Annotated in this window: 22 protein-coding genes; 9 read left to right on the top strand and 13 right to left on the bottom strand. The window is 63.4% G+C overall.

The genetic code is table 11. The features are described from left to right. Window positions 1–15: 15 nt before the first annotated feature. The 3 genes from AC1DW2_RS25300 to AC1DW2_RS25290 form a co-directional block, all read right to left on the bottom strand. Window positions 16–855: a helix-turn-helix transcriptional regulator gene (locus tag AC1DW2_RS25300; RefSeq protein ID WP_477007385.1), complete on the bottom strand. Its 840-nt coding sequence runs from the start codon at window positions 853–855 to the stop codon at window positions 16–18. Between the two features lie 127 nt (window positions 856–982). Continuing rightward, window positions 983–2,404, bottom strand: coding sequence for a UbiD family decarboxylase (locus AC1DW2_RS25295; protein ID WP_477007432.1), 1,422 nt, complete (start codon window positions 2,402–2,404; stop codon window positions 983–985). A 25-nt stretch (window positions 2,405–2,429) separates the two neighbouring features. Continuing rightward, window positions 2,430–3,050 carry a UbiX family flavin prenyltransferase gene (locus AC1DW2_RS25290; protein ID WP_477007384.1) on the bottom strand — a complete coding sequence of 207 codons (621 nt, stop codon included), beginning with the start codon at window positions 3,048–3,050 and terminating at the stop codon, window positions 2,430–2,432. A gap of 173 nt (window positions 3,051–3,223) precedes the next feature. On the opposite strand from AC1DW2_RS25290, the gene AC1DW2_RS25285 reads away from it, so the two are divergent. The 5 genes from AC1DW2_RS25285 to AC1DW2_RS25265 all read left to right on the top strand — a co-directional run bounded on the left by AC1DW2_RS25285 (window position 3,224) and on the right by AC1DW2_RS25265 (window position 7,934). After that, the gene (locus AC1DW2_RS25285) at window positions 3,224–4,192 is read left to right on the top strand and encodes a LysR family transcriptional regulator (protein WP_439035734.1); all 969 of its coding nucleotides are present in this window, start codon (window positions 3,224–3,226) and stop codon (window positions 4,190–4,192) included. Between the two features lie 95 nt (window positions 4,193–4,287). Then, window positions 4,288–5,112, top strand: a complete 825-nt coding sequence (locus AC1DW2_RS25280; RefSeq protein ID WP_439034480.1) for an AraC family transcriptional regulator — start codon at window positions 4,288–4,290, stop codon at window positions 5,110–5,112. A gap of 105 nt (window positions 5,113–5,217) precedes the next feature. After that, complete coding sequence (locus AC1DW2_RS25275; protein ID WP_477007383.1) at window positions 5,218–5,907, top strand: O-methyltransferase; 690 nt, start codon at window positions 5,218–5,220, stop codon at window positions 5,905–5,907. A gap of 84 nt (window positions 5,908–5,991) precedes the next feature. Beyond that, window positions 5,992–6,678, top strand: coding sequence for a siderophore-interacting protein (locus AC1DW2_RS25270; protein WP_477007382.1), 687 nt, complete (start codon window positions 5,992–5,994; stop codon window positions 6,676–6,678). Window positions 6,679–6,893: 215 nt separating this feature from the next. After that, on the top strand, window positions 6,894–7,934 hold the full coding sequence (locus AC1DW2_RS25265; RefSeq protein WP_166093381.1) for a Bug family tripartite tricarboxylate transporter substrate binding protein: 1,041 nt from the start codon (window positions 6,894–6,896) through the stop codon (window positions 7,932–7,934). A 75-nt stretch (window positions 7,935–8,009) separates the two neighbouring features. Here AC1DW2_RS25265 and AC1DW2_RS25260 read toward each other — a convergent pair whose 3' ends face one another. From AC1DW2_RS25260 to dctA, 3 genes are all read right to left on the bottom strand, one after another. Next, the gene (locus AC1DW2_RS25260) at window positions 8,010–8,846 is read right to left on the bottom strand and encodes a bifunctional allantoicase/(S)-ureidoglycine aminohydrolase (protein WP_477007381.1); all 837 of its coding nucleotides are present in this window, start codon (window positions 8,844–8,846) and stop codon (window positions 8,010–8,012) included. A 62-nt stretch (window positions 8,847–8,908) separates the two neighbouring features. Beyond that, window positions 8,909–9,418, bottom strand: coding sequence for an ureidoglycolate lyase (locus tag AC1DW2_RS25255; protein ID WP_477007380.1), 510 nt, complete (start codon window positions 9,416–9,418; stop codon window positions 8,909–8,911). Between the two features lie 27 nt (window positions 9,419–9,445). Then, window positions 9,446–10,777, bottom strand: a complete 1,332-nt coding sequence (gene dctA, locus AC1DW2_RS25250; protein WP_477007379.1) for a C4-dicarboxylate transporter DctA — start codon at window positions 10,775–10,777, stop codon at window positions 9,446–9,448. 224 nt (window positions 10,778–11,001) lie between these two features. Here dctA and AC1DW2_RS25245 point away from each other — a divergent pair, with 224 nt between their 5' ends. Beyond that, window positions 11,002–11,907, top strand: coding sequence for a LysR substrate-binding domain-containing protein (locus AC1DW2_RS25245; protein WP_477007378.1), 906 nt, complete (start codon window positions 11,002–11,004; stop codon window positions 11,905–11,907). A gap of 248 nt (window positions 11,908–12,155) precedes the next feature. On the opposite strand, the gene AC1DW2_RS25240 is transcribed toward AC1DW2_RS25245, so the two are convergent. Continuing rightward, entirely contained in the window at window positions 12,156–13,037 is an 882-nt protein-coding gene (locus AC1DW2_RS25240) for a LysR substrate-binding domain-containing protein (RefSeq protein WP_477007377.1), read from the bottom strand. A 181-nt stretch (window positions 13,038–13,218) separates the two neighbouring features. On the opposite strand from AC1DW2_RS25240, the gene AC1DW2_RS25235 reads away from it, so the two are divergent. Both AC1DW2_RS25235 and AC1DW2_RS25230 read left to right on the top strand, forming a co-directional pair. Then, entirely contained in the window at window positions 13,219–13,587 is a 369-nt protein-coding gene (locus tag AC1DW2_RS25235) for a nuclear transport factor 2 family protein (RefSeq protein ID WP_477007376.1), read from the top strand. A 24-nt stretch (window positions 13,588–13,611) separates the two neighbouring features. Then, on the top strand, window positions 13,612–14,448 hold the full coding sequence (locus AC1DW2_RS25230; RefSeq protein WP_477007375.1) for an MBL fold metallo-hydrolase: 837 nt from the start codon (window positions 13,612–13,614) through the stop codon (window positions 14,446–14,448). 50 nt (window positions 14,449–14,498) lie between these two features. Here the strand turns inward: AC1DW2_RS25230 and AC1DW2_RS25225 are convergent, their stop codons facing one another. From AC1DW2_RS25225 to AC1DW2_RS25215, 3 genes are read right to left on the bottom strand one after another with little or no spacing between them, the layout of a single operon-like run. Continuing rightward, complete coding sequence (locus AC1DW2_RS25225) at window positions 14,499–14,930, bottom strand: RidA family protein (RefSeq protein ID WP_477007374.1); 432 nt, start codon at window positions 14,928–14,930, stop codon at window positions 14,499–14,501. 18 nt (window positions 14,931–14,948) lie between these two features. After that, window positions 14,949–16,127, bottom strand: coding sequence for an acyl-CoA dehydrogenase family protein (locus AC1DW2_RS25220; protein WP_477007373.1), 1,179 nt, complete (start codon window positions 16,125–16,127; stop codon window positions 14,949–14,951). Window positions 16,128–16,143: 16 nt separating this feature from the next. Beyond that, a complete protein-coding gene (locus tag AC1DW2_RS25215; protein ID WP_477007372.1) occupies window positions 16,144–18,462 on the bottom strand; it encodes a bifunctional salicylyl-CoA 5-hydroxylase/oxidoreductase in 2,319 nt (772 codons plus the stop codon). A gap of 290 nt (window positions 18,463–18,752) precedes the next feature. On the opposite strand from AC1DW2_RS25215, the gene AC1DW2_RS25210 reads away from it, so the two are divergent. Beyond that, window positions 18,753–19,256, top strand: coding sequence for a MarR family winged helix-turn-helix transcriptional regulator (locus tag AC1DW2_RS25210; RefSeq protein WP_028149405.1), 504 nt, complete (start codon window positions 18,753–18,755; stop codon window positions 19,254–19,256). A gap of 12 nt (window positions 19,257–19,268) precedes the next feature. Here AC1DW2_RS25210 and AC1DW2_RS25205 read toward each other — a convergent pair whose 3' ends face one another. Genes AC1DW2_RS25205 through AC1DW2_RS25195 form a run of 3 tightly spaced genes read right to left on the bottom strand, consistent with a single transcriptional unit; the run spans window position 19,269 to window position 22,937 of the window. Beyond that, the gene (locus AC1DW2_RS25205; protein ID WP_477007371.1) at window positions 19,269–20,930 is read right to left on the bottom strand and encodes an ATP-dependent acyl-CoA ligase; all 1,662 of its coding nucleotides are present in this window, start codon (window positions 20,928–20,930) and stop codon (window positions 19,269–19,271) included. A gap of 9 nt (window positions 20,931–20,939) precedes the next feature. After that, a complete protein-coding gene (locus tag AC1DW2_RS25200; RefSeq protein WP_477007370.1) occupies window positions 20,940–22,097 on the bottom strand; it encodes an ABC transporter substrate-binding protein in 1,158 nt (385 codons plus the stop codon). A gap of 57 nt (window positions 22,098–22,154) precedes the next feature. Continuing rightward, window positions 22,155–22,937 carry a cyclase family protein gene (locus tag AC1DW2_RS25195; RefSeq protein ID WP_085404198.1) on the bottom strand — a complete coding sequence of 261 codons (783 nt, stop codon included), beginning with the start codon at window positions 22,935–22,937 and terminating at the stop codon, window positions 22,155–22,157. Between the last annotated feature and the right edge of the window lie 19 nt (window positions 22,938–22,956).

Below are 22,956 nucleotides of genomic sequence, written 5' to 3'. Positions count from 1 at the left end.
ATCGGCCCGCAAGACTCAACCCGCAAGACGCGAGACGTTGCGAAACTCGCGCGGGCTGACGCCGGCGTGGTCGCGGAAGAAGCGCGTGAAATGCGCAGGCTCCGGAAAGCCAAAGCGCTCGCTGAGCTCGCCGAGCGGCGTGTCCTCGCGCATGACGGCGTCGAGCGCGCGCTCCATGCGGACGACATTGAGATACAGCTTTGGCGAGACGCCGAGCGAGGTCTCGAACAGGCGGAAGAACTGCGCGCGCGACAGGCCCGCACCCTTCACGAACTGATCGACGTTGGCATAGRAATCGTGCACGCGCATCGCATCCATCGCGCGGCGGATGCGCCAATCGCAGCTCACCGCGCTCATGCCGCGGATCGAGGTCGGGAAGCTGCGCCAGGGCGTGAAGCGCTCGATCACCGCGATCATGAGATCCGAAAGCGTCTGCTCGTGGGTCCGCACCGCATCCGGATTCGCCATCATTTCAGCCGCCAGATGCAGCGTGAGCTGGCGAATGCGCGGCGACACCTCGCCCGACGGCCGCTCGAAAAAGCCCGGCGCACCGCTGGCCGCCCAGCCGGGACGGAACTCCTTCAGCCATTCCGGCTCGATATAGAGCGCCATGATCAGCGTGCGCGGACGGTTGGCGTCGTGCACATAGGCATGCGGCTTCCAGCCGTCGACGAGCACGGCGGCCGTATCCGTCAGGGGCGTGACCTGGTCGCCCACAAGAAACTGCGTGTCGGAGCCCTCGACCTTGAGCAGGACGTGGCAGTGATGATGAGCGTGGCGGACCAGCGAACGGTCCATGTCGAGCAGAGCGACCCTGCCGAAAGCGCCATGAGCGATGCGCAGGGCCGTCGACATCAGTTTCTTCCTCCCGGCAGCGTTGCGCTGCAAAATGATTGCTTCATCGGCGCGGCACTATAAGCAGCCCCCGCTTCATATTCCAACGGCGCAAACCGACGCAAGTTGCTTCCGAGCGGTAATCCGCTCATGCACGCGTCTCCGAAAGAAGCCGCGCGACCGCAGCGCCGGGGTCGGCCTGCAAGGCAGTGGCGAGATCGACCTCCTCCTCGCCCTTGACGCGAATGCGCTTGAAAGCGAGCTCGGGCGCGTTGACCGGCGCGGTCGCATCGAGGCCCATCTTGGCGCTGATGCCGTTGTCGGTGGTCGGATCGAGCTTCGAGCCGAGCGCGCCGGCGACGACCATGAGGTCGCGGTCGGCCTGGAAGCGCGTCGCCACCGCCCATTCGATTTCCTCGGACGAGGAGATGTCGACGTCCTTGTCCACCACGACCACCTGCTTGATGTCGTAATGGGCGCCGAACGCGCACATCATGATGTTCTTGGGCTCGCCGTCGTTCGCCTTGTCGATCTTGATCGCGAGGTGGTAGCGGCAGGTGCCGCCGCGCGTGAGGCGGACGTCGATCACGCCAGGAAAACTGCGCCGCAGATGCTGGAGCAGCGTCGCCTCGCGCGGCACGCCGCCGAGGATCAGGTGCTCAAAACCGCCGCCCACGATGGTATGGAAGATCGGTTTCGCACGATGCGTGATCGCATCAACCTCGATCACCTCGCGATTGGCGCGCGGACCATAATATTGGGGGAATTCGCCGAACGGACCTTCCGGTTCGCGCACGCCCTGAAGAATGCGTCCCTCGATGACGATCTCCGCGTGGGCGGGCACACGGACTGAATTGGTGCGACACTTCACGACGTCGACGGGCGCGCCGAGCAGCGCACCGGCAATCGCCATCTCGTCTTCGTCAAGCGCGGCAATCGCCTGCGAGGCCAACATCAAGGCCGGATGCGCGCCGATCACGATCGCGATCTCCAGCGCCTGGCCCAGCTCTTCCGCGAGGCGGTAGTAGGAGAAGGTGTGCCGCGGCAGCAGCAGCACGCCGATGCGGTTCCTGCTACTGATCTGACAGCGGTGGATCGAGACGTTCTGTACACCGGTCTTCGGGCTGCGCGCGATCAGCAGGCCGGCCGTGATGTAGGGGCCGCTGTCGCGTTCATTGTGTTTGGGAACCGGGAGTTGGCGCAGCAGATCGACGTCCTCGTGGACGACGTCCTGCACCGGTCCGCTCGCGACCTCATGCGTCGGCAGCGGATGGCTTGCGGCAGCCAGGAACCGTGGCAGCAACTGGTCCTCGGTCACGCCGATGGAATCGGCGACCCAGTCGCGTCCGGCGAAGAGATTGGCAACGACGGGAATTTCATGCCCATCGGGTCGCGGGAAGAGCACGGCGCTGTCGCGCTCCAGCCGCTTGGCGACGGCGGCGAGCTCGTCAGCCAGCCCAATGCCCTCGCGAGCGATCGCGAGCTTGCCGCGCTCGGCGAGAAACGCGAGCCAGGCGCGCAGATCGGCGGGCGCGTTCGCGCTTCTCCTCGCAACATTTTCCATTCGCATACGGGTCATTCCTCAGGTCTTCAGGTCAAGGCGCGATCTTGCGCAGCGGCGGCGAGCGGCGCTTGAGCGCCTCGTCCTCGCCCCAGCGGCGCACAACGCCGATATCGATGTCGAACAGGTCGAGCACACGGCCGACGGTGTGCTCGACCATGTCGTCGAGGTTCTCGGGTTTTGCGTAGAAGGCCGGCACGGGCGGCGCGATGATCACGCCCATTTCGGACAAAGCCGTCATCGTCCGGAGGTGCCCGGTGTGCAGCGGGGTTTCGCGCACCATCAGCACCAGGCGCCGGCGTTCCTTGAGCACGACGTCGGCAGCGCGGGTCAAAAGCGTCGTGGTCACGCCCGAGGCGATCTCGGACATCGAGCGCATCGAGCACGGCGCCACGATCATGCCGGCGGTGCGGAACGAGCCGCTGGAGATCGCCGAGGCCATGTCGTCGATCGCATGGCAGACATTGGCGAGCTCCCTCACCTCCGCGATCTTCAAATCGGTCTCGTAGGCAAAGGTCAGCTCAGCCGTCTTCGACATCACCAGATGCGTCTCGACGCCGGCATTGCGCAGGAGCTGCAGCAGGCGCACGCCATAGGTGACGCCGGAGGCGCCGGAAATGCCGATGATCATCCGCTTGGGTGTGGCGTCCTGCATATGTCTGATTTCGCTCCCAGACGGCCCGGGCCATGAGGCCCCGCGGTCCGCCACGAGACTAGGCAATCCCACCCATCACTACAAATAATGATTGATTATATCGTCCATCATCTATGATGATGCCCGCGAGCAAGACCGGCGAACGAAGGACAGGCCCCTTGGAACTCAGGCAGATGCAATATTTCCTTTGCCTGGCGGAGGAAAAGAACGTCACCCGCGCCGCGCGCCAGCTCAACATCGTGCAGCCCGCGCTGAGCATGCAGATCGCCAAGCTCGAGGCCGAACTCGGCCAAAAACTGTTCGACCGCAGCGTCCAGGGCATGACTCTGACCAGCGCCGGCGAGGCGCTGGTGCGGCTGACCGCGCCGATCGTGCGTGACGCCGAGTACGCGCGGCAAGAGATGGCGCAGCTCGGCGGGCGCATTTCGGGGCGGGTCTCGGTCGGCCTCATCACGTCGGTGGCGCAGAGCACTATGGCCAGTTCGTCGGCGACGGTCGCCAGTCGTTATCCCGAGATCACGCTGTCCGCCTGCGAAGGCTATACCGAGACGCTGGTCGACTGGGTCAACACAGGCCAGCTCGATTTCGCGCTGATCAACGTGCCGCGCCGGAAGACGCCGCTGTCCGCGCATCACATCATGGACGAGGAGATGGTGTTCGCCTGCCGGAAGGACAGCCCGGTCAGGCCGCCGGCAAAACTACGCTTCGACCACGTCGCGAATTTCGACCTCGTGCTGCCGTCCAAGCGCCACGGCCTGCGGCTGATCCTGGATGAGCACGCCGCCGCCGTCGGCATCGACCTGCGGCCGCGGCTTGAGCTCGACACCCTCCCCGCGCTCTGCGACGTGATCGCGACCACCGATTTTGCCACAGTGCTGCCGACCATCGCGCTCCGGCAATCGCTCGCGAGCGGCGCCATCCGGGCGCATCGCTTCGACCAGCAACGGATCGTGCGCTCGATTGCCTGGGTGCATCACCCGCGGCGAGCGGTGTCGGTCGCGGCCAAGGCGGTGCTCGATGTCATCAGCCAGGATCTCGCGCAGGCCGCCGCGGTGGCGCGAGAGTTCGTGGTGCCCTCCGCCGGCGGGGCTAGCTTGCCCTCCCGCAAGGAGCGCAGGAAGCCGCGGAAGCGAGCTGGTTAGAACTGATCGAGATTCGCGCCATCTGCGTTGAAACTCTCAATCGCAGGCCGATATTGTCTGACGCACGCCACCGCGTCCGGACCAATCACCGCCCAATGCCTTTCTTCCGGCTCAACGACGACCATATTCGCCCCGATGATCTCGGGGATTTCGACCCCGAGACCGTGCCACGCGCCCTCGCCGCCTTCGGCGGTCACATGGTCACGAAGGGCATGGAGCTGGCCATGCACGAGCATCGCAAGGACGAGCTTGTCCTGACCTTGCGGGGCATCGTCAGGCTGGAGGCCGGACACGGCGTCTGGATCGTACCGCCGCGCTGTGCGGTATGGATTCCCGGCCGTGTCCCGCACAGCGTGACCGTCGTAGGCGATGTCGAGATGTATTGCCTGTTCGTCGAGCCAGATGCAGCATCAGGGCTGCCGAGACACTGCTGCGCTCTGTCGATCTCGCCTTTGCTGGCAAATCTGCTGGTGCATGCGACCCACATGCCTGTCATGTACGATGTCGATGGCGCCGACGGCCGGATCGCTACGGTGCTGCTTGACCAGCTGTCGACGGCGCCCGTCGAGGAACTGCGCTTCCCGATGCCTGTAGATGCCAGACTGCGCCGGATCGCCAGCGCGATGATGGCAAATCCTTCCGATCGCGCGACGATCGACGATTGGGGCCGGCGCATCGCCGTTGCCCCGAGAACCCTCACCCGCATCCTGCAACGCGAGACCGGCATGAGTTTTGGCCGCTGGCGCCAGCAGCTTCACATCCTCATCGCGCTTCAGCGCCTCGACCAGGGCGCTTCCGTCCAGGCCGTGGCGCTCGATCTCGGCTATGAGGGCGCGAGCGCCTTCGTCACCATGTTTCGCAAGGCGCTGGGCAAGCCGCCGGCACGTTATCTCGCCGAGCGTCGCATCGGCGTACACTGACCGGAAATCGCAATCGATTGTCCCGTTCGCGGAATGCGGTCAGAGGCACGATTTCGTATCGAGGCTCCGAAGCGCCAGTGGGCGCATTGCAAGGAGCCGACCAAGATGGATTCACTCAGCACGGGCCTCGTCGCAGACGTCCTTCATCGCCTTCACCAGGAGGCGAAGATTGCCGACGCGCCGCTGATGCAGACCTTCGCGCGTGAGGCCAGCAGTCGCGAAGAGATGATCAGCCAGGCCATCGCGGCCGAAAGCCGCGATCTCAATGAAGTCTACCAGAGATTTGCGGACAACTTCCTGAGCGTCTCTCCGCGGTTCGGACGCTTCCTCTACATGTGCGCCCGTACCTGCAAGGCGAAGCGCATCGTCGAGTTCGGCTCCTCGATGGGGATTTCGGCGATCTACATGGCGGCAGCGTTGAGCGACATGGGCGGCGGCCGCCTGATCGGGACCGATCTCGAGCCCGGCAAGATCGAGCGCGCCCGCGCGAACGTTGCCGCCGCGGGGCTCGCGGACTTTGTCGAATTCCGGCTCGGCGATGCCCGCGAAACGCTCGGCTCCGGCCTCGGCGAGATCGACATGGTGATGCTCGATGGCGCCTTCACGCTCTATCTTCCCATTCTCAAGCTGCTGGAGCCGCAGCTCAAGCCCGGCGCACTCATCGTCGGCGAGAACGCGTTCGAGGAAGCTTCGGGCTATATCGGCTACGTCAGAGATCCCGAGAATGGCTACCTCTCGCTGTCGCTGCCGTTCGACCCTGGCCGCGGCAATGAACTCACGATCAAGAGCAGATAATCCGGGAGCCAAGCCTTGATCGAGCCCAGCCCGGCACCACAAATCTCCGAGTCATCACAGGCACCGCAGGGACGTGTCACACGCATGTTACTGCGATGGCTGATGCGTCCTGCGCGCGTTGCAGCCATCGAGACACTCTCGCCGCGCTTTCGGCTCATCGAACTCGAAGGCGAAGCGCTTAAGGACGTCAAATGGACCGCCGGCCAGAAGATCCAGATCGCGATGGGCGCAGGCCTGAGTGCGCGCACCTATACGCCGATGTCGTGGGACACAGGCAACGGCAGAACACGCCTCGTCGCCTTCGTACATGGCGACGGCCCCGGCAGCCGATGGACGAGTGGCTTGCGCGAAGGCGATACCTTCCAGTTCTTCGGGCCGCGCCGCTCGCTCGATCTTGCCGGCTTTGAGGCGCCAGTCGTCCTGTTCGGCGATGAGACCTCGTTCGGCATTGCCGCAGCTCTCCGCAACAATTTGCAGGCCGGCGGCGCGCTCCACATGTTCGAAGCCACTGATGCCGCGGAGTCGCGGCAGGCGCTCGAGGCTATTGGCCTCGGCCAAGCAAGATTGATCGCTCGCAGCGACAGCGACGACCATCTCGCGACCGTTGAGGCGGAAATGCTGCGCCTTGCTGCAAACGGAGCGCAGTTCGTCCTGACAGGTAAGGCCTCATCGATCCAGCGCGTCAGCCGCGCGCTGAAAGCTGCGGGCGTCGCATCATCGCGGATCAAGACCAAAGCCTATTGGGCGCCGGGCAAGAGCGGGCTGGATTAGGCGTCGCTGTCGTCGTACTCGGACAAGATGTCGCGCCCACTGCAAAATGAGACGGGTTGGTAAGTTTTGAGACGTGCAGGCATGACGGTCGTAGCGGCCTGCTAACTACGGTCCAGGCGCAGAAAAATGCGACCTGGCGCTCATCCCCGACGACTCCCGTCCCGGACGCTCCCTGGGCTCGCAGAACAAGACACAGTCGGGAGATTCAGTCCGAGATGGCACGGTTCGGTCGCAGCAAGATCACAGATGGCGCTCATCAGCAGAACGAGGGATTTCGTCCTGACCGGAGGTCGCTGCTCTCGCTCGGTGGTGGCGCCCTGCTCGCAGCAACGGGAATGCGGCATGCAAACGCGCAAGACTATCCGACCCGCCCGGTCCAGGTGCTTGTGCCCTTCGCCGGCGGCAGCGCCAGCGACGTCATCACCCGCATCCTGCTCAACCGTATGTCCATGTCACTCGGGCAGGCCTTCGTGGTCGACAATCGTCCCGGCGCCGGCGGCAATATCGGCACCGCGGCTGCGGCGCATGCCGCACCCGACGGCTACACGCTGCTTATGAGCACCTCCGGTCCACTGGCCGCGAACAAGTCGCTTTACAAGGAGCTGCCCTACGATCCGCAGAAGGATCTCGTCCCGATCGGCCTGTTCGCGACGTTACCGAATGTCATCGTGATCAATTCGAGGCTGCCACCGAAATCACTGAACGAGCTGATCGACTATGCCAAGGCGCATCCGCGGGAGCTGAACTACGGAACGGTCGGCGTCGGCTCGTCGCAGCATCTGGCGGCCGCCTATTTCGAGCAGCTCACGGGCACCGAGATCACGCACGTTCCCTATCGCAATATCGCCGCCTATACGCCGGACTTCATCGCGGGCCAGGTCCCGCTTGGCTTCCAGCTCTTGCCGAACGTCATCAGCCTGATCAAGAGCGGCGATGCACGCCCGCTCGCGGTGGCCAGCGACAAGCGCATGACCGCGCTGCCGGATGTGCCGACCGCGGCGGAGGCGGGCCTCAAGAATTACGAGAGCGCCGCTTGGCTTGCTCTGCTCGCGCCCGCGAGCACAGGCAAGGCCGTGCTCGACAGGCTCTATGCGGCGATGGCGGAAGCCGTGAACGATCCGAAGGTGCGCGCCCTCTTCGTCGAGCAAGGCGCTGAGCCCATGGTGATGGACCCACAAGGCCTGAAGGATTTCATGACATCGGAAACGACGAAATGGGCTGCGGTCATCAAGAAGATCGGCATCGAGCCGATGTAACCCTGAGCTTTTGTGCAATTATCAGCATCGTCCGGATGATCCGTCCGCGATAGCTCGCCAAAAAGGGCCTCCAACTTACGCTGCCGTGAAGGGCCGCAGATCCATGTGCCGGTTGACATCCTTATAGAGGAGATAACGGAACCGACCTGGGCCMCCGGCGTAGCACGCCTGCGGACAGAACGCCCGCAGCCACATAAAATCTCCTGCCTCGACCTCGACCCAGTCCTGGTTGAGCCGGTAGACGGCCTTGCCCTCCAGAATGTAAAGACCGTGCTCCATGACATGGGTCTCTGTGAAGGGAATAGATGCGCCCGGCTCGAACGTGACAATATTGATGTGCATGTCATATCGGATATCGGCCGGATCGATGAAGCGTGTGGTCCTCCATCTCCCATCCGTATCTGGCATTAGCGTCGGTGCGACCGAGTCCTCGTTGGTCACGATGACGTCGGGGTGAGCAAGCCCCGGCACGCCCTGATGCAGCTTGCGGATCCAATGAAAATGAGCTGGGCTCGAGCTGCGATTGCGAATACTCCAGCCACGGCCGGGCGGAAGATAGGCAAAGCCCCCGGGCCGCAGCTCCCGCTCCTTGTCGGCCACCTCAAGGCTCAATTTGCCACCCGCGACGAACAGCGCGCCTTCGGCATCCTTGTCCGGCTCCGGCATCTCGCTTCCCCCACCCGGTGCCACCTCCATAAGATAATGGGAAAATGTCTCGGCGAATCCGGAGAGCGGTCGCGCCAGCACCCAGACACGCGTCTTATCCCAATGCGGCAGATGGCTGACGACGATATCGCGCTGCACCCCTCCTGGTATGACCGCATATGCGTTCGTGAAGACCGCCCGGCCGCTCAAGAGCTCCGTCTGGGCCGGATGGCCGCCCTGCGGCACGTGATAGGTTTGCGATGGCATGGTCGTAGCCTCCGATAGGTTTCCCGTGTGGTATGTCATTGCGCGGCTCTGCTTGCCGCGCGTCATTTGCCGAGAATGCTGTCCGGCGCAAAATCGAGCTGCATCATCTCTTCCAGCCAATATTCCTCAAGATTGTCGCCCCCGCCCTTCCGGTCGACGACGAAGAACGGACTGGAGTCTTCCAGAACAAGCAGCGGATGGTGCCAGCAGTTGCGGGCATAGTTCACGCCCTGGTGTCCCGTTGCAGCGAAGGCCCGATAGGTCGAGGCGATATGCGGATCCGTGCAGACGACGATCAGCCACTCCTTGCGGTTCAAGGGCATGAACAATTGACTTCCAAGCGGATGGCGCTCCATCAGCCGGATCGCGATCGGCGCAGGCCGGGTGGAGGCGACAAACCAACTGATGTTGATCTGTCCGCCTTCCGCGGTGACGTCGATCGTGGCGAGATCGTTGAAGCGCCGGGCAAAGCCTTCGTTGATCGGCAGGGGCGTCAACCCATCCGTATCGACGACATCGCCAAAAGGCGCAAATGCCTTCCTCGTTAGAGGCTCAATCGAAAGCGTCAGCATCGCCATATTCCAACCAACACTCGCGCTTCACGCCGTCTGTGCACTCGGGACGGGCTCATCTCCGCCGACGGCATCGACCAGCCCCTCACTTGAGGGATCAATCTCGCCGTTCAGGATACGATGCGCCTTTGCCTTGTCGATGTCGCCTTCCCAGGACGCGACGACGACGGTGGCAACGCAGTTTCCGACATAATTGCCGAGGGCGCGGGCAATGCCGATGAACCAGTCGACCGACAGGATGAGCACAAGGCCGATCGCCGGAATAGCCGGGATAGCGGCAAGCGTCGCGGCGAGCACGACGATGGCCGAGCCCGGAACGCCGTGCGCGCCCTTCGAGGTGAGCAACGCGATGCCAAGAATCGCCAGGAGATCGCCTGTCGCAAGCGGCGTGTTGGTCGCCTGTGCGATGAAGACTGCGGCCAGGGTCAAGTAGATGGAGAACGCGTCCAGATTGAACGAGTATCCGGTCGGTATCACCAGACCAACCGTCGACCGCTTGATGCCGAGCTGCTCGAGCTTTCGCATGGTTTGCGGCAGAACGCTGTCACCTGCGGCGGTGCCGAGAACGATCATCAACTCTTCGCGCAAGTAGGCGAGCAACTTGAACAGGCTGAAGCCGGACAGTCGCATGATTGCGCCGAGCACCACGATCACAAACAGGACCACGGCCAGATAGAACAGGCCGACGAGCCCACCGAGTTGCTTGAGCGAACCAACACCATACTTCCCAACCGTGAAGGCGATCGCACCGAAGACGCCGATCGGCGCGAGCCGGACGACGAAATTCATCATCTTGAAGATGATCTCGTTCACGCGCTCGATGAACTCGACGACCGGCTTCGCTCGCTCGCCGCACAAGGACACGGCGCAGCCGAACATGATCGAGACGATCAGCACCTGCAGGACGTCGCCGGAGCTGAAGGCCCCCACAATCGTCGAGGGGATGAGCTTCATCAGGAATTCGGAGACGCCGCCTCCCGCGACCTGAGCCGCGGTCTGGCTGAACCCGCTAAGGGCCTTGGCGTCGAGCGTCTTCGGGTCGATGTTCATTCCTGCGCCCGGCTCGAAATAGTAGGCAAGCCCAATGCCGAACACCAGTGCGACGGTGGTGACGATCTCGAAATACAGGAGAGAGCGGATGCCAACCCTTCCAACCTTCGACAGGTCTCCCGCCGCGGCGATACCGTGCACGACGACGCAGAACACGATCACAGGCACCAGCATCTTGATCAGCTTGATGAAGCCGTCGCCGAGCGGCTTCATCTGAAGGGCGAGGTCGGGATTAGCCACGCCGAGGGCGATGCCCAGCATGAGCGCAATGACTACCTGGAAGAAGAGTGACTTGAATATCTTGGGCACGGCTTTTCCTCGCTTGGCTGGTCTTCGGCCGGCGCGGCTTGGTGGGCCTTCGGGCCTCCGCCTATCTTGTTGTTTGGTGGTGACGTGTCGTCGTACGCACAAAGGAGCGCGCTTGCCGTGATCGCGGACCGCGCCCGGCTCGCAGAGGGCTCCGTCGGGCATTCGTTGACCATCGCGGATCTCAAGTCCAATATATAGAACGACACGATTGATAGGTTTTCCAAATGGATCTCCGCCAGCTCCGATATTTCATCGCCGTCGCCGAAGAACGCAGCTTCACCCTCGCCGCTCGGCGACTGAACCTTTCCCAGCCACCGCTGAGCCAGCACATCCAGACGCTGGAGGCCGAGCTCAAGACGCAGCTTCTCCACAGGACCAGCCGCAGGGTCGAATTGACTAAGGCCGGTGAAGCCCTGCTGGACCGAGGTCGCGCCATTCTCCAGCAAATCAAGCTCGCGGAAGACGAAGTTCAGTCGATCGGCGCCGGCCTTATCGGCACGCTTGACGTTGGTGCAACCGGCTCCATCCTGCGCGGTCGGCTGGCGGAACTGCTTGCCGCCTACCGAAAGGTTGCTCCGTCGGTGAAAACCACGGTGCATGAGCAGGCGCCTGCGTTGCAGATCGCAGCACTCCTCAACCGCACGACCAACATTTGTCTCATTCGCAGCGTTCCGACCGAACACGGCCTGACCAGCAAGCTTGCTTGGCGCGAAGAGGTGGTCCTCGCACTGCCGCACGCGCACCCGTTGGCCGGGCGCAAGCGCGTTGCGCTTAGCGAATTAGCATCGGAGGATCACATCGTCCTCGACCCCAATAGCTCCGAGTTCGCACGCTACATCCAGAAATGCTGTGTCGATGCCGGCTTTTTGCCGCGGGTATCCCAGCAGGTCGTCGACGCCCAGTCGATTCCGAGCCTGATCGTGGCGGGCTTCGGCGTGGCACTGGTGCCCCAGTCCATTGCACGCTTCACGACAGCCGACATTGTATTCCGGCCCATCAGACCCTCACCACCCTCGGCCGATGTGTTTTTGGTATTCCGAGAGGATGAAACGTCGATGGTCGTGCGCAATTTCATCAAATTGGCCGTTCGGTACCTAAGCCACCGCAAAAGCCCGAGGCAAGCTTCCTGAAAGAGCACGACGGTCGTTGTCGCCATCGTCGGTCGGCTCTGGGTGGGTATCCCATTCGTCGGGCACGGCCAACACCGGGGCTCATCCCCCGCACAATCAATGAAATCGCGCCAAGCAAGGCGCTGGCCCCGCAACGTCGGCGATCGATGTGTCTTTCTCCGCACAATCATAACGCATACAGCCGCTGTGCGCGGCATCGAGGCTTCAGCCGAAGAAGCTCGCCTCGCGCGGTCGCGCGCCAAGTCTTGTCAAGAGGCTCGCAGCGTGTTCGTTAGTGCAGACAGCGCAGCCGGCTGATGCTGACGACTGGGGTAATACATGAAGAACCCGGGAATTGGCGGCGTCCAATCCTCCAGCACACGAACAAGGCGACGTTTCGCAACATGCTCCGCGACCTGCTCTTCGAATGCGAGCCCCAGGCCGGCGCCAGCGAGTGCCGCCTGAATCACCAGGTGGGTATCATCGATGATGAGCGGGCCATTGACGCCGACCGTGACCGCCTTTCGTCCTTTCTCGAATTCCCACCTGTATGGACCGCCCGGAAGACGCAGGCTTATGCATCGATGGTCATTTAGATCCTTGGGTCTCCGGGGAATGCTTCGCGATGAAAAATAGCCGGGCGATCCGACCACCGCCAATCTCAACTCCTGGGTGACCCGCACCGCGATCATGTCTTTCTGAATGTACTCGCCAAGTTGAATACCGGCGTCGAACTCACCCGCAACGAGGTCGACGGGGCCAGTGACGGTAACAACGTCAAGAACGATGTCGGGGTAAGCTTCCGCGAATGCCGTGAGCCGTGGCAACAACACCATCACGGCAGCCGACCGGGACATGACAATCCGAAGGCGCCCTGCAGGCCGGTGTCGAACGTTTCGGGCCTCGTTGATGGCACGAGCAATCTGCTCGAGTGCCGGAGACAATTCCTTCAAGAGAGCTGCCCCTGCGGCGGTTGGTGCGACGCTCTTGGTCGTTCGAGCAAGAAGCTGCAGCTCGAGCCGTTGCTCTAGTCCCCGGATCGTGTGGCTCAGGGCAGACTGAGACACACCGATCTTTGCCGCAGCCCGCGTGAAGCTTCGCTCTCTGGCGACGATTGCAAACGTAGCGAGTTCGTTCAGCTCGTTTCTCATGATTTATGAATATTCCTCATAAGCCCATGTTGTTCAACACGCCTATCCTCATAAGCTACTTTGTCCTAGGTTCGGTCAGCAAGGAAGACTTGAGGCAACCTTCTGCAGGTTACGGCCGGAGACGAAACTTTCCAGCCACGCGCAGCTTCTTCCCGTTCCAAACGTTATGGATAACAGGCCTATGGATACCGATGCTCGTGCCTTGCGCTCCCTGGCGCAGACCTATTTCGACAGTGCCTATGAAATGGATGCCGACAAATTCGCGTCTATATTCCATCCCTCGAGTTCCGTGACCAAGGTCGGCGACGACGGCAGCGTGAGCGTGACGCCAATTGCGACGTGGCTGGCAGCTGTCCGCAATTTGAAAGCTCCGAAACAACAAGGCCTGGAGCGCCAAGATCAGATCCTCTCAATTGACGTTGAAGGAGAGCTCGCGCTTCTGAAACTGAAATTGCAGATTCCGCCGCGATACTTCACMGACATGTTGTCGTGCTTGAAGGTCGACGGAACCTGGAAGATCGCTCAGAAAGTGATGACTTCGAAAACCTGACGGCTTCATTGTCGTTTTGAGAGAATGAATCAAACGCTTGTCAGGTTGTCCGTGAAAGCTCTGTCACAAAGCGCCAACACCTTGGGCTGCGCGTCGGGATCATGGAGGATTTGGTCACTCTCTGATGGATATGTCGACCTGCCCGCCGAATCCCTCAAATATCCAAACGACAAAGTAGGCAGGCAGACCGAACCGCCTCAGCGGGACGCTTCGCTGGTTCGATTATCGGTCAACTGCTTCCTATTCGATCGCTCTGGCATGGAACGCGTCTTGATCGATTGTGGAGCGGGCGGGAGTTGGGACCCGTCCATGGGTCACCTCGCGGAGGCGATGGCGGAGGCAGGCATCGACACGTCATCGGTCACGATGATCGCCCTCACTCATGCTCATGGCGACCACATCAATGGTCTCCTGATGCCCGACGGTCGACGCGCGTTTAACGGCCTGAGGAAGATCGTGATAGGGGCAGACGCCGTCGAGGAGTTTCTTGCCGAGCCCGTGCTGGAGCAATTTCGTTCACTCCTTGCCCCCGTTAACGGAGGAGATCGGCTGGCCGATCATTTACTGGCGGTGGATATACCTGGGCACGCTCGGGGCCATATGGGTTATCTCCTCAACACTGACAAGGACGATGTCTTGTTCTGCGGCGACCTTATCCACGTTCCCGCCGCACAGTTTTCCCGTCTCGAGCTTACCTGGGCCTATGACGATGACGAAGCCGTGGCGAGGGCTACCCGGATCAGGTTGCTCCGGGACGCAGCAAATGCGCAGACGTGGCTGGCCGGCGCTCATTTAGGTCGACCAGGCATCGGCAGAGTGGTCGAAGAAGGGCAAGGATATGCGTTCATTCCGGTGGCGTAGCGGCCCACGAGCCCGCGCGATCGGCGGCAGCACCTTCACGCACGCCCTCGTCAGCGCGGGACGACGGCAGTCGCTTCGATCTCGACGCGCGCGGATGGCTCGACGAGGCGCACCACCTGCACGAGCGCCATACTGGGGTAGTGGGTGCCAACCACCTCGCGATAGGCCTTGCCGAGCGCCTTCAGATTCGCGGTGTATTCATCCATGTCGACGACATACCATGTCAGGCGCACGAGATGGTCCGGCCGGGCGCCGCCTTCCGCCAGGATCGCAACGATGTTTTCGAGCGTCTGCCGAACCTGCGCGACAAACCCGTCGGCGAACCGACCCGCGATATCCCAGCCGACGACACCACCCGTCACAACGAGACGTCCATCGGCCATGATGCCGTTGGCATATCCCTTCGGCTGCGGCCAGCCGCTGGGCTGAAGCACTTGAAGGCCGCTGGTCGCGGCGGCTTCTGATTTCATCATCGTACTCATGCGGAGTTCTCGATCCTCTCAGCGCGGCTTCAGGAGATCGCGCGCGACAATCAGTTTCTGGACCTCGGTCGCGCCCTCGTAGATGCGCAGCGCGCGGATTTCGCGGTAGAGGCTTTCGACGATCTCACCCTTGCGCACGCCGCGGCCGCCGAACATCTGGACGGCGCGGTCGATGACGCGCTGCGCGGTTTCGGTTGCCGTCAGCTTCGCCATGGCAGCTTCGCGCGTCGTCGGAAGCTTCTGGACGTCGCGGCGCCAGGCCGCGCGGTAAGTCAGGAGCGCGGCGGCGTCAGTCTCCGTCGCCATGTCGCCGAGCGCGGCCTGGGTCAGCTGGAGATCGCCCAGCGTCGCACCGAACATGTGCCGGCTGCGCGCGTGCGACAGCGCTTCGTCCAGCGCACGCCGGGCAAAGCCGAGCGCCGCGGCTGCGACAGACGCCCGGAAGATATCGAGCGTCTGCATCGCGAGCTTGAACCCGCCGCCCGGCGCGCCGAGGCGACGGCTCGCCGGAATCCGGCAATTGGTGAAGCGCAGCGTCGCCAGCGGATGCGGCGCGATGACGTCGATGCGGTCGGCGATGCCGAAGCCGGGATCATCCGGGAAGACGACGAAGGCCGAGATGCCGCGGGCGCCCGGCGCCTCGCCGGTTCGCGCAAACAGCGTGTAGACATCGGCAATACCGCCGTTGGAGATCCAGGTCTTCTCGCCATCGATGACGTAGTCATTGCCGTCGGCCCGCGCCGTGCAGGACATCGCCGCGACGTCCGATCCTGCCTCCTTCTCGGACAGCGCGAAGGCCGCCAGCCATTCGCCGGCGCGAACTTTCGGCAGCACGGCCTTGCGCAGGTCCGCCGAGCCGCCGAGCGCGATCGCGCCGGAGCCGAGCCCCTGCATGGCGAAGGCGAAATCGGCGAGGCCATCGGCATAGGCGAGCGACTCCCGCGACAGGCAGATCGAGCGAGAATCGATCGTCGTCGCATCGCCGTCGGGCGCCGCTACGGCGCAATCGAGCACCCCCGCCTCGCCCATCGCGCGCACCAGCTTGCGGCAGGCGACATCGACATCAGTGTGATCGATTGTGTCGAGAGCCCCCGACTGCACGAAGCGGTCGAGCGCCTCGCCGACCGCATGATGGCGCGGCTCGAAAAACGGCCAATCGAGCCATTCGCGCCGGATCACTTTCGCCGTGGAGTTCATCTGATCCCTCCTCCGCTCATTGCCCGGCCGCAGCCGCAGCGCGCGCCAGATTGGTTTCGTATTGTCCCTTGGCGGATAGATACTGCTTCGGCCACTCGACCTTGGTGATGCCGATGCGCGCGGCTTCGTGCAGCGTCCAGGCCGGGTCGGCAAGATGCGGCCGCGCGATGGCGCAGAGATCGGCGCGGCCGGCCGCGAGAATCGAATTGGCGTGATCGGCCTCGGAGATCGCGCCGACTGCGATGGTCTCAATGCCGACCTCGTTGCGGATCAGGTCGGCGAACGGCGTCTGGAACAGGCGTCCATAGATCGGCCGCTCGTCCTTCCAGACCTGCCCCGACGAACAATCGATCAGGTCCGCCCCTGCCTCCTTGAACATGGCGGCGAAGATCGCCGCATCGGCCGGAATGTTGCCGCCCTCGGTCCAGTCATGGCAGGACAGGCGCACCGACATCGGCCGGTCGGACGGCCACACCGCGCGCATCGCCTCGAACACCTCCAGCGGAAAGCGCGCGCGGTTTTCATGGCTGCCGCCGTATTCGTCCGTACGCCGGTTGGTCAACGGCGAGAGGAAGCTCGACAGCAGATAACCGTGCGCGCAATGGAGCTCGAGCCACTCGACGCCGGCGGCAGCGGCACGACGTGTTGCCGCGACAAAATCGTCGCGCACGCGGTCCATGTCGCCGCGGTCCATCGCCCGCGGCATCTGGCTGTGCGGCAGATACGGCAAGGCCGACGCGGAGATCAGCGGCCACTCTCCGGATTCAAGGGGTTGATCGATCCCTTCCCAGGGCACCCTGGTCGCACCCTTGCGCCCGGCATGGCCGAGCTGAATCCCCACCTTGGCATGCCCGACGCCATGGACGAGCTCGACCAAGCGGCGCCACTGCGCCGCCTGTGCATCGTTCCAGAGCCCGAGGCAGCCCGGCGTGATCCGCGCATCCGGGGAGACGCATGTCATCTCGGCGAAGACCAGCCCGGCGCCGCCCATGGCGCGCGCGCCGAGATGAGCGACGTGGAAGTCGTCGATGAGCCCGTCCTGCGCCGAATACATCGCCATCGGCGAGACCATGATCCGGTTCGCAAGCGTCAGTCCCCGCACACGGTGCGGTGTCAACATCGGCGGCGGCACCCGCTCGCCATCCTTGACCGCAATGCCCGACCGCGCGGCGAACCAGCGCTCAAAACCTTCCAGCCAGGTGCGATCACGCAGGCGAAGGTTTTCGTGGCTGATGCGCTGTGAGCGCGTCAGCATCGAATAGAAGAATTGCGGCGGCTCGAGCGTATCGGCATAGCGGTGGCCGACCACCTCGAACCATTCCATGGCGTTGCGCGCCGCATTCTGGATGCGCGCCACGTCGACGCGGCGCACCTCCTCGTACGCGTCCAGCACGGTTTCGATGCCGGCGCGACCGTGGCCATGGCGATCGAACTGGTTGGCGAGTTCGATGGCGTCGTCGAGCGCGAGCTTGGTGCCCGATCCGATGGCGAAATGCGCGGTGTGCGCGGCATCCCCCATCAGCACGACATGAGACTTGCCGTTGAACACGCTCCATTTGCCGCAGATCAGGCGGCTGAAATTGAGCCAGGCCGAGCCGCGCAGATGGCGCGCATTGGTCAGGAGCTTCGCGCCATCGAGCGTCTCGGCGAAGATTTTTTCGCAGAACTCGATCGAGGCCTGCTGATCGAGCTCGCCAAGCCCGTGGGCGTTGTAGGCTTCTTCCGTGGTCTCGACGATGAAGGTCGAGGTCTCCGCATCAAACTTGTAGATGTGCGCCTGGAACCAGCCGTGCTCGGTCTTCTGAAAATCAAATGTAAAGGCGTCGAACGCCTTCTTGGTGCCGAGCCAGATGAAGCGGTTGGGCCGGATCACCATGTCGGGCTGGAATTGCTCGGCATAGCGAGCGCGGATCCTGGAATTGACGCCGTCACAGGCGACGATCAGGTCGGCGTCGGGGTATTCGAGATCGGATTCGACCTCGCGCTCGAAGACGAGCTCGACACCCAGCGCTTCACAGCGCCGCTGAAGAATATTGAGCAGATGCTTGCGCCCGATACCGATGAAGCCATGGCCCGTCGTGCGCTGGCGCGTCCCCTTGAAGACGAGCTCGATGTCGTCCCAGTGATTGAAGGCGTCCTCGATCTCGGCCGCGCTCTCGGGGTCGGCAAGGCGCATCGCGGACATCATGGCATCCGAGAACACGACGCCCCAGCCGAACGTATCGTAGGGCTTGTTGCGCTCGACGACCGTGATGACATGCTCCGGGTGCCGGCGCTTCATCAGCAGGCCCAGATAGAGACCGGCCGGGCCGCCGCCGATACAGACTATGCGCATGATCCCTCGCTTTCGCGCGTCGCGCCGTGTGCCGAGCTTTCACCCAAATTATTTTAAGCATAAAATATTTCCTCGGCGCGCGTCTTGTCAAGGCGGTTCTGCAAAGACCCGGCCCACGGGCTGGTCTCCGCGGCGTCGATCTGGAGATTCAGTGTAAATTGGACACACGGCAGCGCCGATTCCGAGCCGCTCGGGCGCAGCCTTGAATTTACTTTTGGCACGAACTATCTTGCCAATGACCACGACAGCTGCGCCGGCTTTCGTCAGGCCACCAAGCCCGGGAGATTCGATTGGCACTCGCGAAGGAGTCCACGCCTGTTTCAAAGAATGGGGCGGATCAGGACGCCGAGTACAGGGCTCAAACGCGGGTCTGGCTCCGGCTGCTCGCCTGCACGACCCTGATCGAAGGCGAGTTGCGGCGCCGGTTTCGCGAAGAGTTCGATTTCACGATGCCCCGCTTCGATGTTCTGGCCCAGCTCGACCGCGAACCGAGCGGGCTTGTGCTGGGAGAATTGCCCAAGCGCCTGATGGTCTCGGCCGGGAACCTCACGCCGATCGTGGACCGCCTGGTCGAGGACGGATACATCACGCGCACGCCCTCGAACCTCGACCGCCGCGTGCAGATTGTCTGCATGACGGTCGAAGGCCGCAAGACCTTCAGGCGAATGGCCAAGAGCCACGGCGCGTGGCTTGCCGAGCTGCTGGCGGATTTCCCGGCGGACCGGTTCGACGGATTGATCGGCGAGCTCGACGACCTCAAGGGTGCCGTCAGGGACGCCCTGCAAAAACCATGAGCGGACCGACAGTCAGCGCCGCACCTTCAATCCGGCCGCCTCGCGATCCCAGGTATCCGTGGTGATGCCCGCCTCGCGCAGCACGCCCTTCTTGATCTTGCCGTTCTCAGTCAACGGCATCTGGCTCAGAATGCGCACATAGCGCGGGATGGCGAAATAGGCGATCTGCCCTTCGCAATGCCTGACGATGTCGACGGGCTCCAGCGATTGGCCCGGTTCGAGCAGGATCGCAGCCGCAACCTCGTCCTCGCCCAGCTCCGACGGCAGCGGGTAGATCGCACAGGCGGCGACCGCGGGATGGGACTGGATGGTCTGCTCGACCTCCCATGAGGATACGTTCTCGCCGCGCCTGCGGATCGAATCCTTCATGCGGTCGATGAAGCGATAATGTCCGTCAGCATCTCGAACGACCCGATCGCCCGAGTGAAACCACAGATTTCGCCAGGCCTCGACCGTCTTCTCCGGCATGCCGAAATAGCCGGTGGCGAAAGCAAAGGGTTCTCCGGCGCGAAGCACGAGCTCGCCGGCCTGTCCGTCAGGAAGCGCTGAATCGTTTTCATCGACGATCCGCGCCTCGATTCCGTCGGCCAGATAGCCCATCGTTCCCGGACGATCGGACGGGATCGTACCCGCGAACACGAAGTTCGTCTCGGTCGACCCGTAGCCGTCGACCAGCGGCACGCCAAACCGCTGAAGGAACGGACCGTGGATTTGCGGCGGCACGCCGCCTCCAAGCGCAACGCGAAGACAATGCGTCGAGTCGTCGGCATTCTTCGGCTGCGCCAGCAGCATCGACGCCATCGCGCCGAGCAGATAGCCGACCGTCGCCTTGTGCCGTTGCGCTGCGGCCCAGAAGCCGGACGCGGAGAATTTCGGCTCCAGGACGTAGGTGCAGCCGTTCAGGAGCGCCTGATAGAACGCATTGAGCGCGTTGGTGTGAAACAGCGGCAGTGTCGTGAACAGCACATCGCCCTCGCGGATGCCAAGCGCCCGCGCCGAATAAATGCCCCACCAGAACAGCTGCGCCTGGGGACAGCACACACCCTTCGCTGGCCCCGTCGTTCCCGACGTGTAGAGGATCGCGACGGTATCGCCGGGACGCACGGCACCCGCCGGGGTCGCGGCTCCGAGCGCCGGCAACGGTACCGCGGAAAGCCGGGCATCGACTGCACCGGCGGCAGCGCCGACGATCCAGGTGCGAGGTGGCAGGTCGACACCCGCCTCGACACTCTCGATCGCGTCGACGAACTGAGCCTCGACGACGAGGAGCGCGGGACGCGAATTGCGGAAGATGTGGGAGAGCTGGAAGCCGCGCAGCGCGGTATTGATCGGGACTGCGATGGCGCCAAGCCATGCGCAGCCGAGATAGACCTGCAGGAACTCCGGACGGTTCGAACACATCAGCGCAACCCGATCGCCCGGCTTGATCCCGGCGTCGACGAGCGCCTGGGCCGACGCGGCCGCGATCGCCGCGGTCTGAGCAAAGCTCCAACGCGTCTCACCAGCGACAAGCAGCACGCGCTCGCCGTAGCGCTCGGCCTGCCGCGTGAGGATCGTTGAGAGGATGCGGTCCGACGGCGGAAACGACGTCACTGCACACGCCCAGGCCGACGTCACGTTCTCCCGGCCGACCGCGTCGCTGACGTTCACCGGCGCGTTCTCCGTCACGATCATGCTCCCGTCTCAGGGCAACAGCTTGTACTTGCCGTTCTCGATCTGGACCATGACGCGCGAGCGATCGTCGACGCCATGCCGATCCGCCGGCGTGTAGGTGTAGACGCCCTGCGTCCCGACGACCTCCTTGGTCGTGAACAGCGCCTGACGAAGCGCGGTGCGGAATTCCGGCGAACCGGGCTTGGCACCGGTTGCCATCGCGCGCTTGGCGGCATCGGCGAAGACGAGCCAGCCGTCGAAGGAATAGGACGAGAATGAATCCGTCGGCGCCTCGCCGTTCGCCTTCTCGAAGGCAGCGCGGAAATCCAGGGCCACCTTCTGGATCGGATTGCTGGACGGAAGCTGCTCCGCCGCGGTCACGGGTCCAGTCGGGCAGATGATGCCGTTGGCGGCCTTGCCGGCGAGACGCAGGAAATCGGCGCTGATCAGCCCATGATTGCCGTATAGCGGCCCTTTATATCCGCGCTCGGACAAGGCGATGACCGGCAGCGCGCCGGGCGTTCCGGTGCCGCCGAGCATGATGGCGTCGGGACGTGCGGCGAGTGCGCGCAGCACCTGAGCCGTGACCGAGGAGTCCGATCTGGCGTAGCGTTCGTTGGCAATGATCTTGATGTCGGTCGTCTTCACACTCTGCTCGAGCGAGTTGTACATGAGGTCGCCGAACGCATCGGAGAAGCCGATGAACGCGACGGTCTTCAGGCCCTTCGCCTTCATGTGGTCGACGATGCCTTGCACCAGAAGCGGCGTCGGCTGCGGCGTCTGGACGACCCAGGGGCCGCCGTCGCCCGGCGGCACCGGCGCGATCGGTGACACCGCGATCATCGGCACTTTCATCTCGATCGCGGCGGTCGCCATCGCCAGGGTCTGCGGCGCGCCCGACGTTCCGATCAGGATATCGACCTTCTCCTGCTCGACGAGCTTACGCGCGTTGCGCGCCGAGGCGGTGGCATCCGAAGCGTCGTCGAGTTGGATGACGCGGACCTTCTCGCCGCCGATCTCACTGACATAGGCCTCTCCCGCCGCGATGCCCTTCGCATTCGGGATGCCGATCGAGGATACCGGCCCGCTGAGACCGGTGACGAAGCCGACGAGGATCTCGGCCTGCGCAAGTTGCGGGACGGCGAGAAGCAATGCGGTGGAAGCCAGCAGGCTCTTGATCAAGTTCATGGCACCTGTCTTTCGTGAGGATGTCTTGTTCCGATTGGCAAGCGCCATGGATTGGATTCAGGTTGACGCAACCAGCGCGATGACGCGAAGCGGACTGCCGGAGCCGTTCTGGATCTTCAGCGGCGAGGCCACGATGACCGCCCCGGTGGGTGGAAGCTGATCCAGGTTGCACAAGCATTGCAGGCCGTAGCGTCCGGCGCCGTGCAGGAAATGATGCGCTGGATAAGGCGGCTCGAAATGACCGGCCTGGCCCGCATCCGTACCGATGGTCTCGGTGCCGAACCCGATGACGCCGCGCTCCTCCACCAGCCACTTCATGACGGCCGCGTTGGGGCCGGGCGTATGTGCGCCGTCATCCCTGAGATTGGAGTAGTCGCGCCAGCCCTTCTTCGACCAGTCGGTCCTGAGCAGCACCCAGTTCCGCTCGGGGATCCGGCCGTGCTTTGCTTCCCAGGCCTCGACGAGCGGGACCGTCAGCAGGAAATCGGGATCCTGCGCCGCCTGCGCGGAGCAGTCGATCACGCAGGCCGGCGCGATCATGTCCTTGGTCGGCATCGTGTCGACGGCATTGTTCGGCAGGTTCTTGCCCGTGAACCAGTGGATCGGCGCGTCGAAATGCGTGCCGGTGTGTTCGCCAAACGTGACGTTGTTCCAGTACCACGCCGGACCGCGACCGTCATAACGCGAGATTTCCTGGATGCGGACCGGCGCGGCCTGGCCGAACTCCGGCGGCAGCACGATGACCGGAAAATCCGGACTGAGCGTAAATGTGAGATCGACGACGCGCACCGCGCCGGAAGAAACCGCACCCGCCAGCTCCAGGAGATTGTTGCTCTGCATCGTCACGTCCTCCGGCTTG

The sequence above is a fragment of the Bradyrhizobium sp. P3_C3 genome (assembly GCF_056402655.1).
Note: the sequence above shows the minus strand (reverse complement) of the source record. Positions and strands in the feature narration are given on the sequence as shown.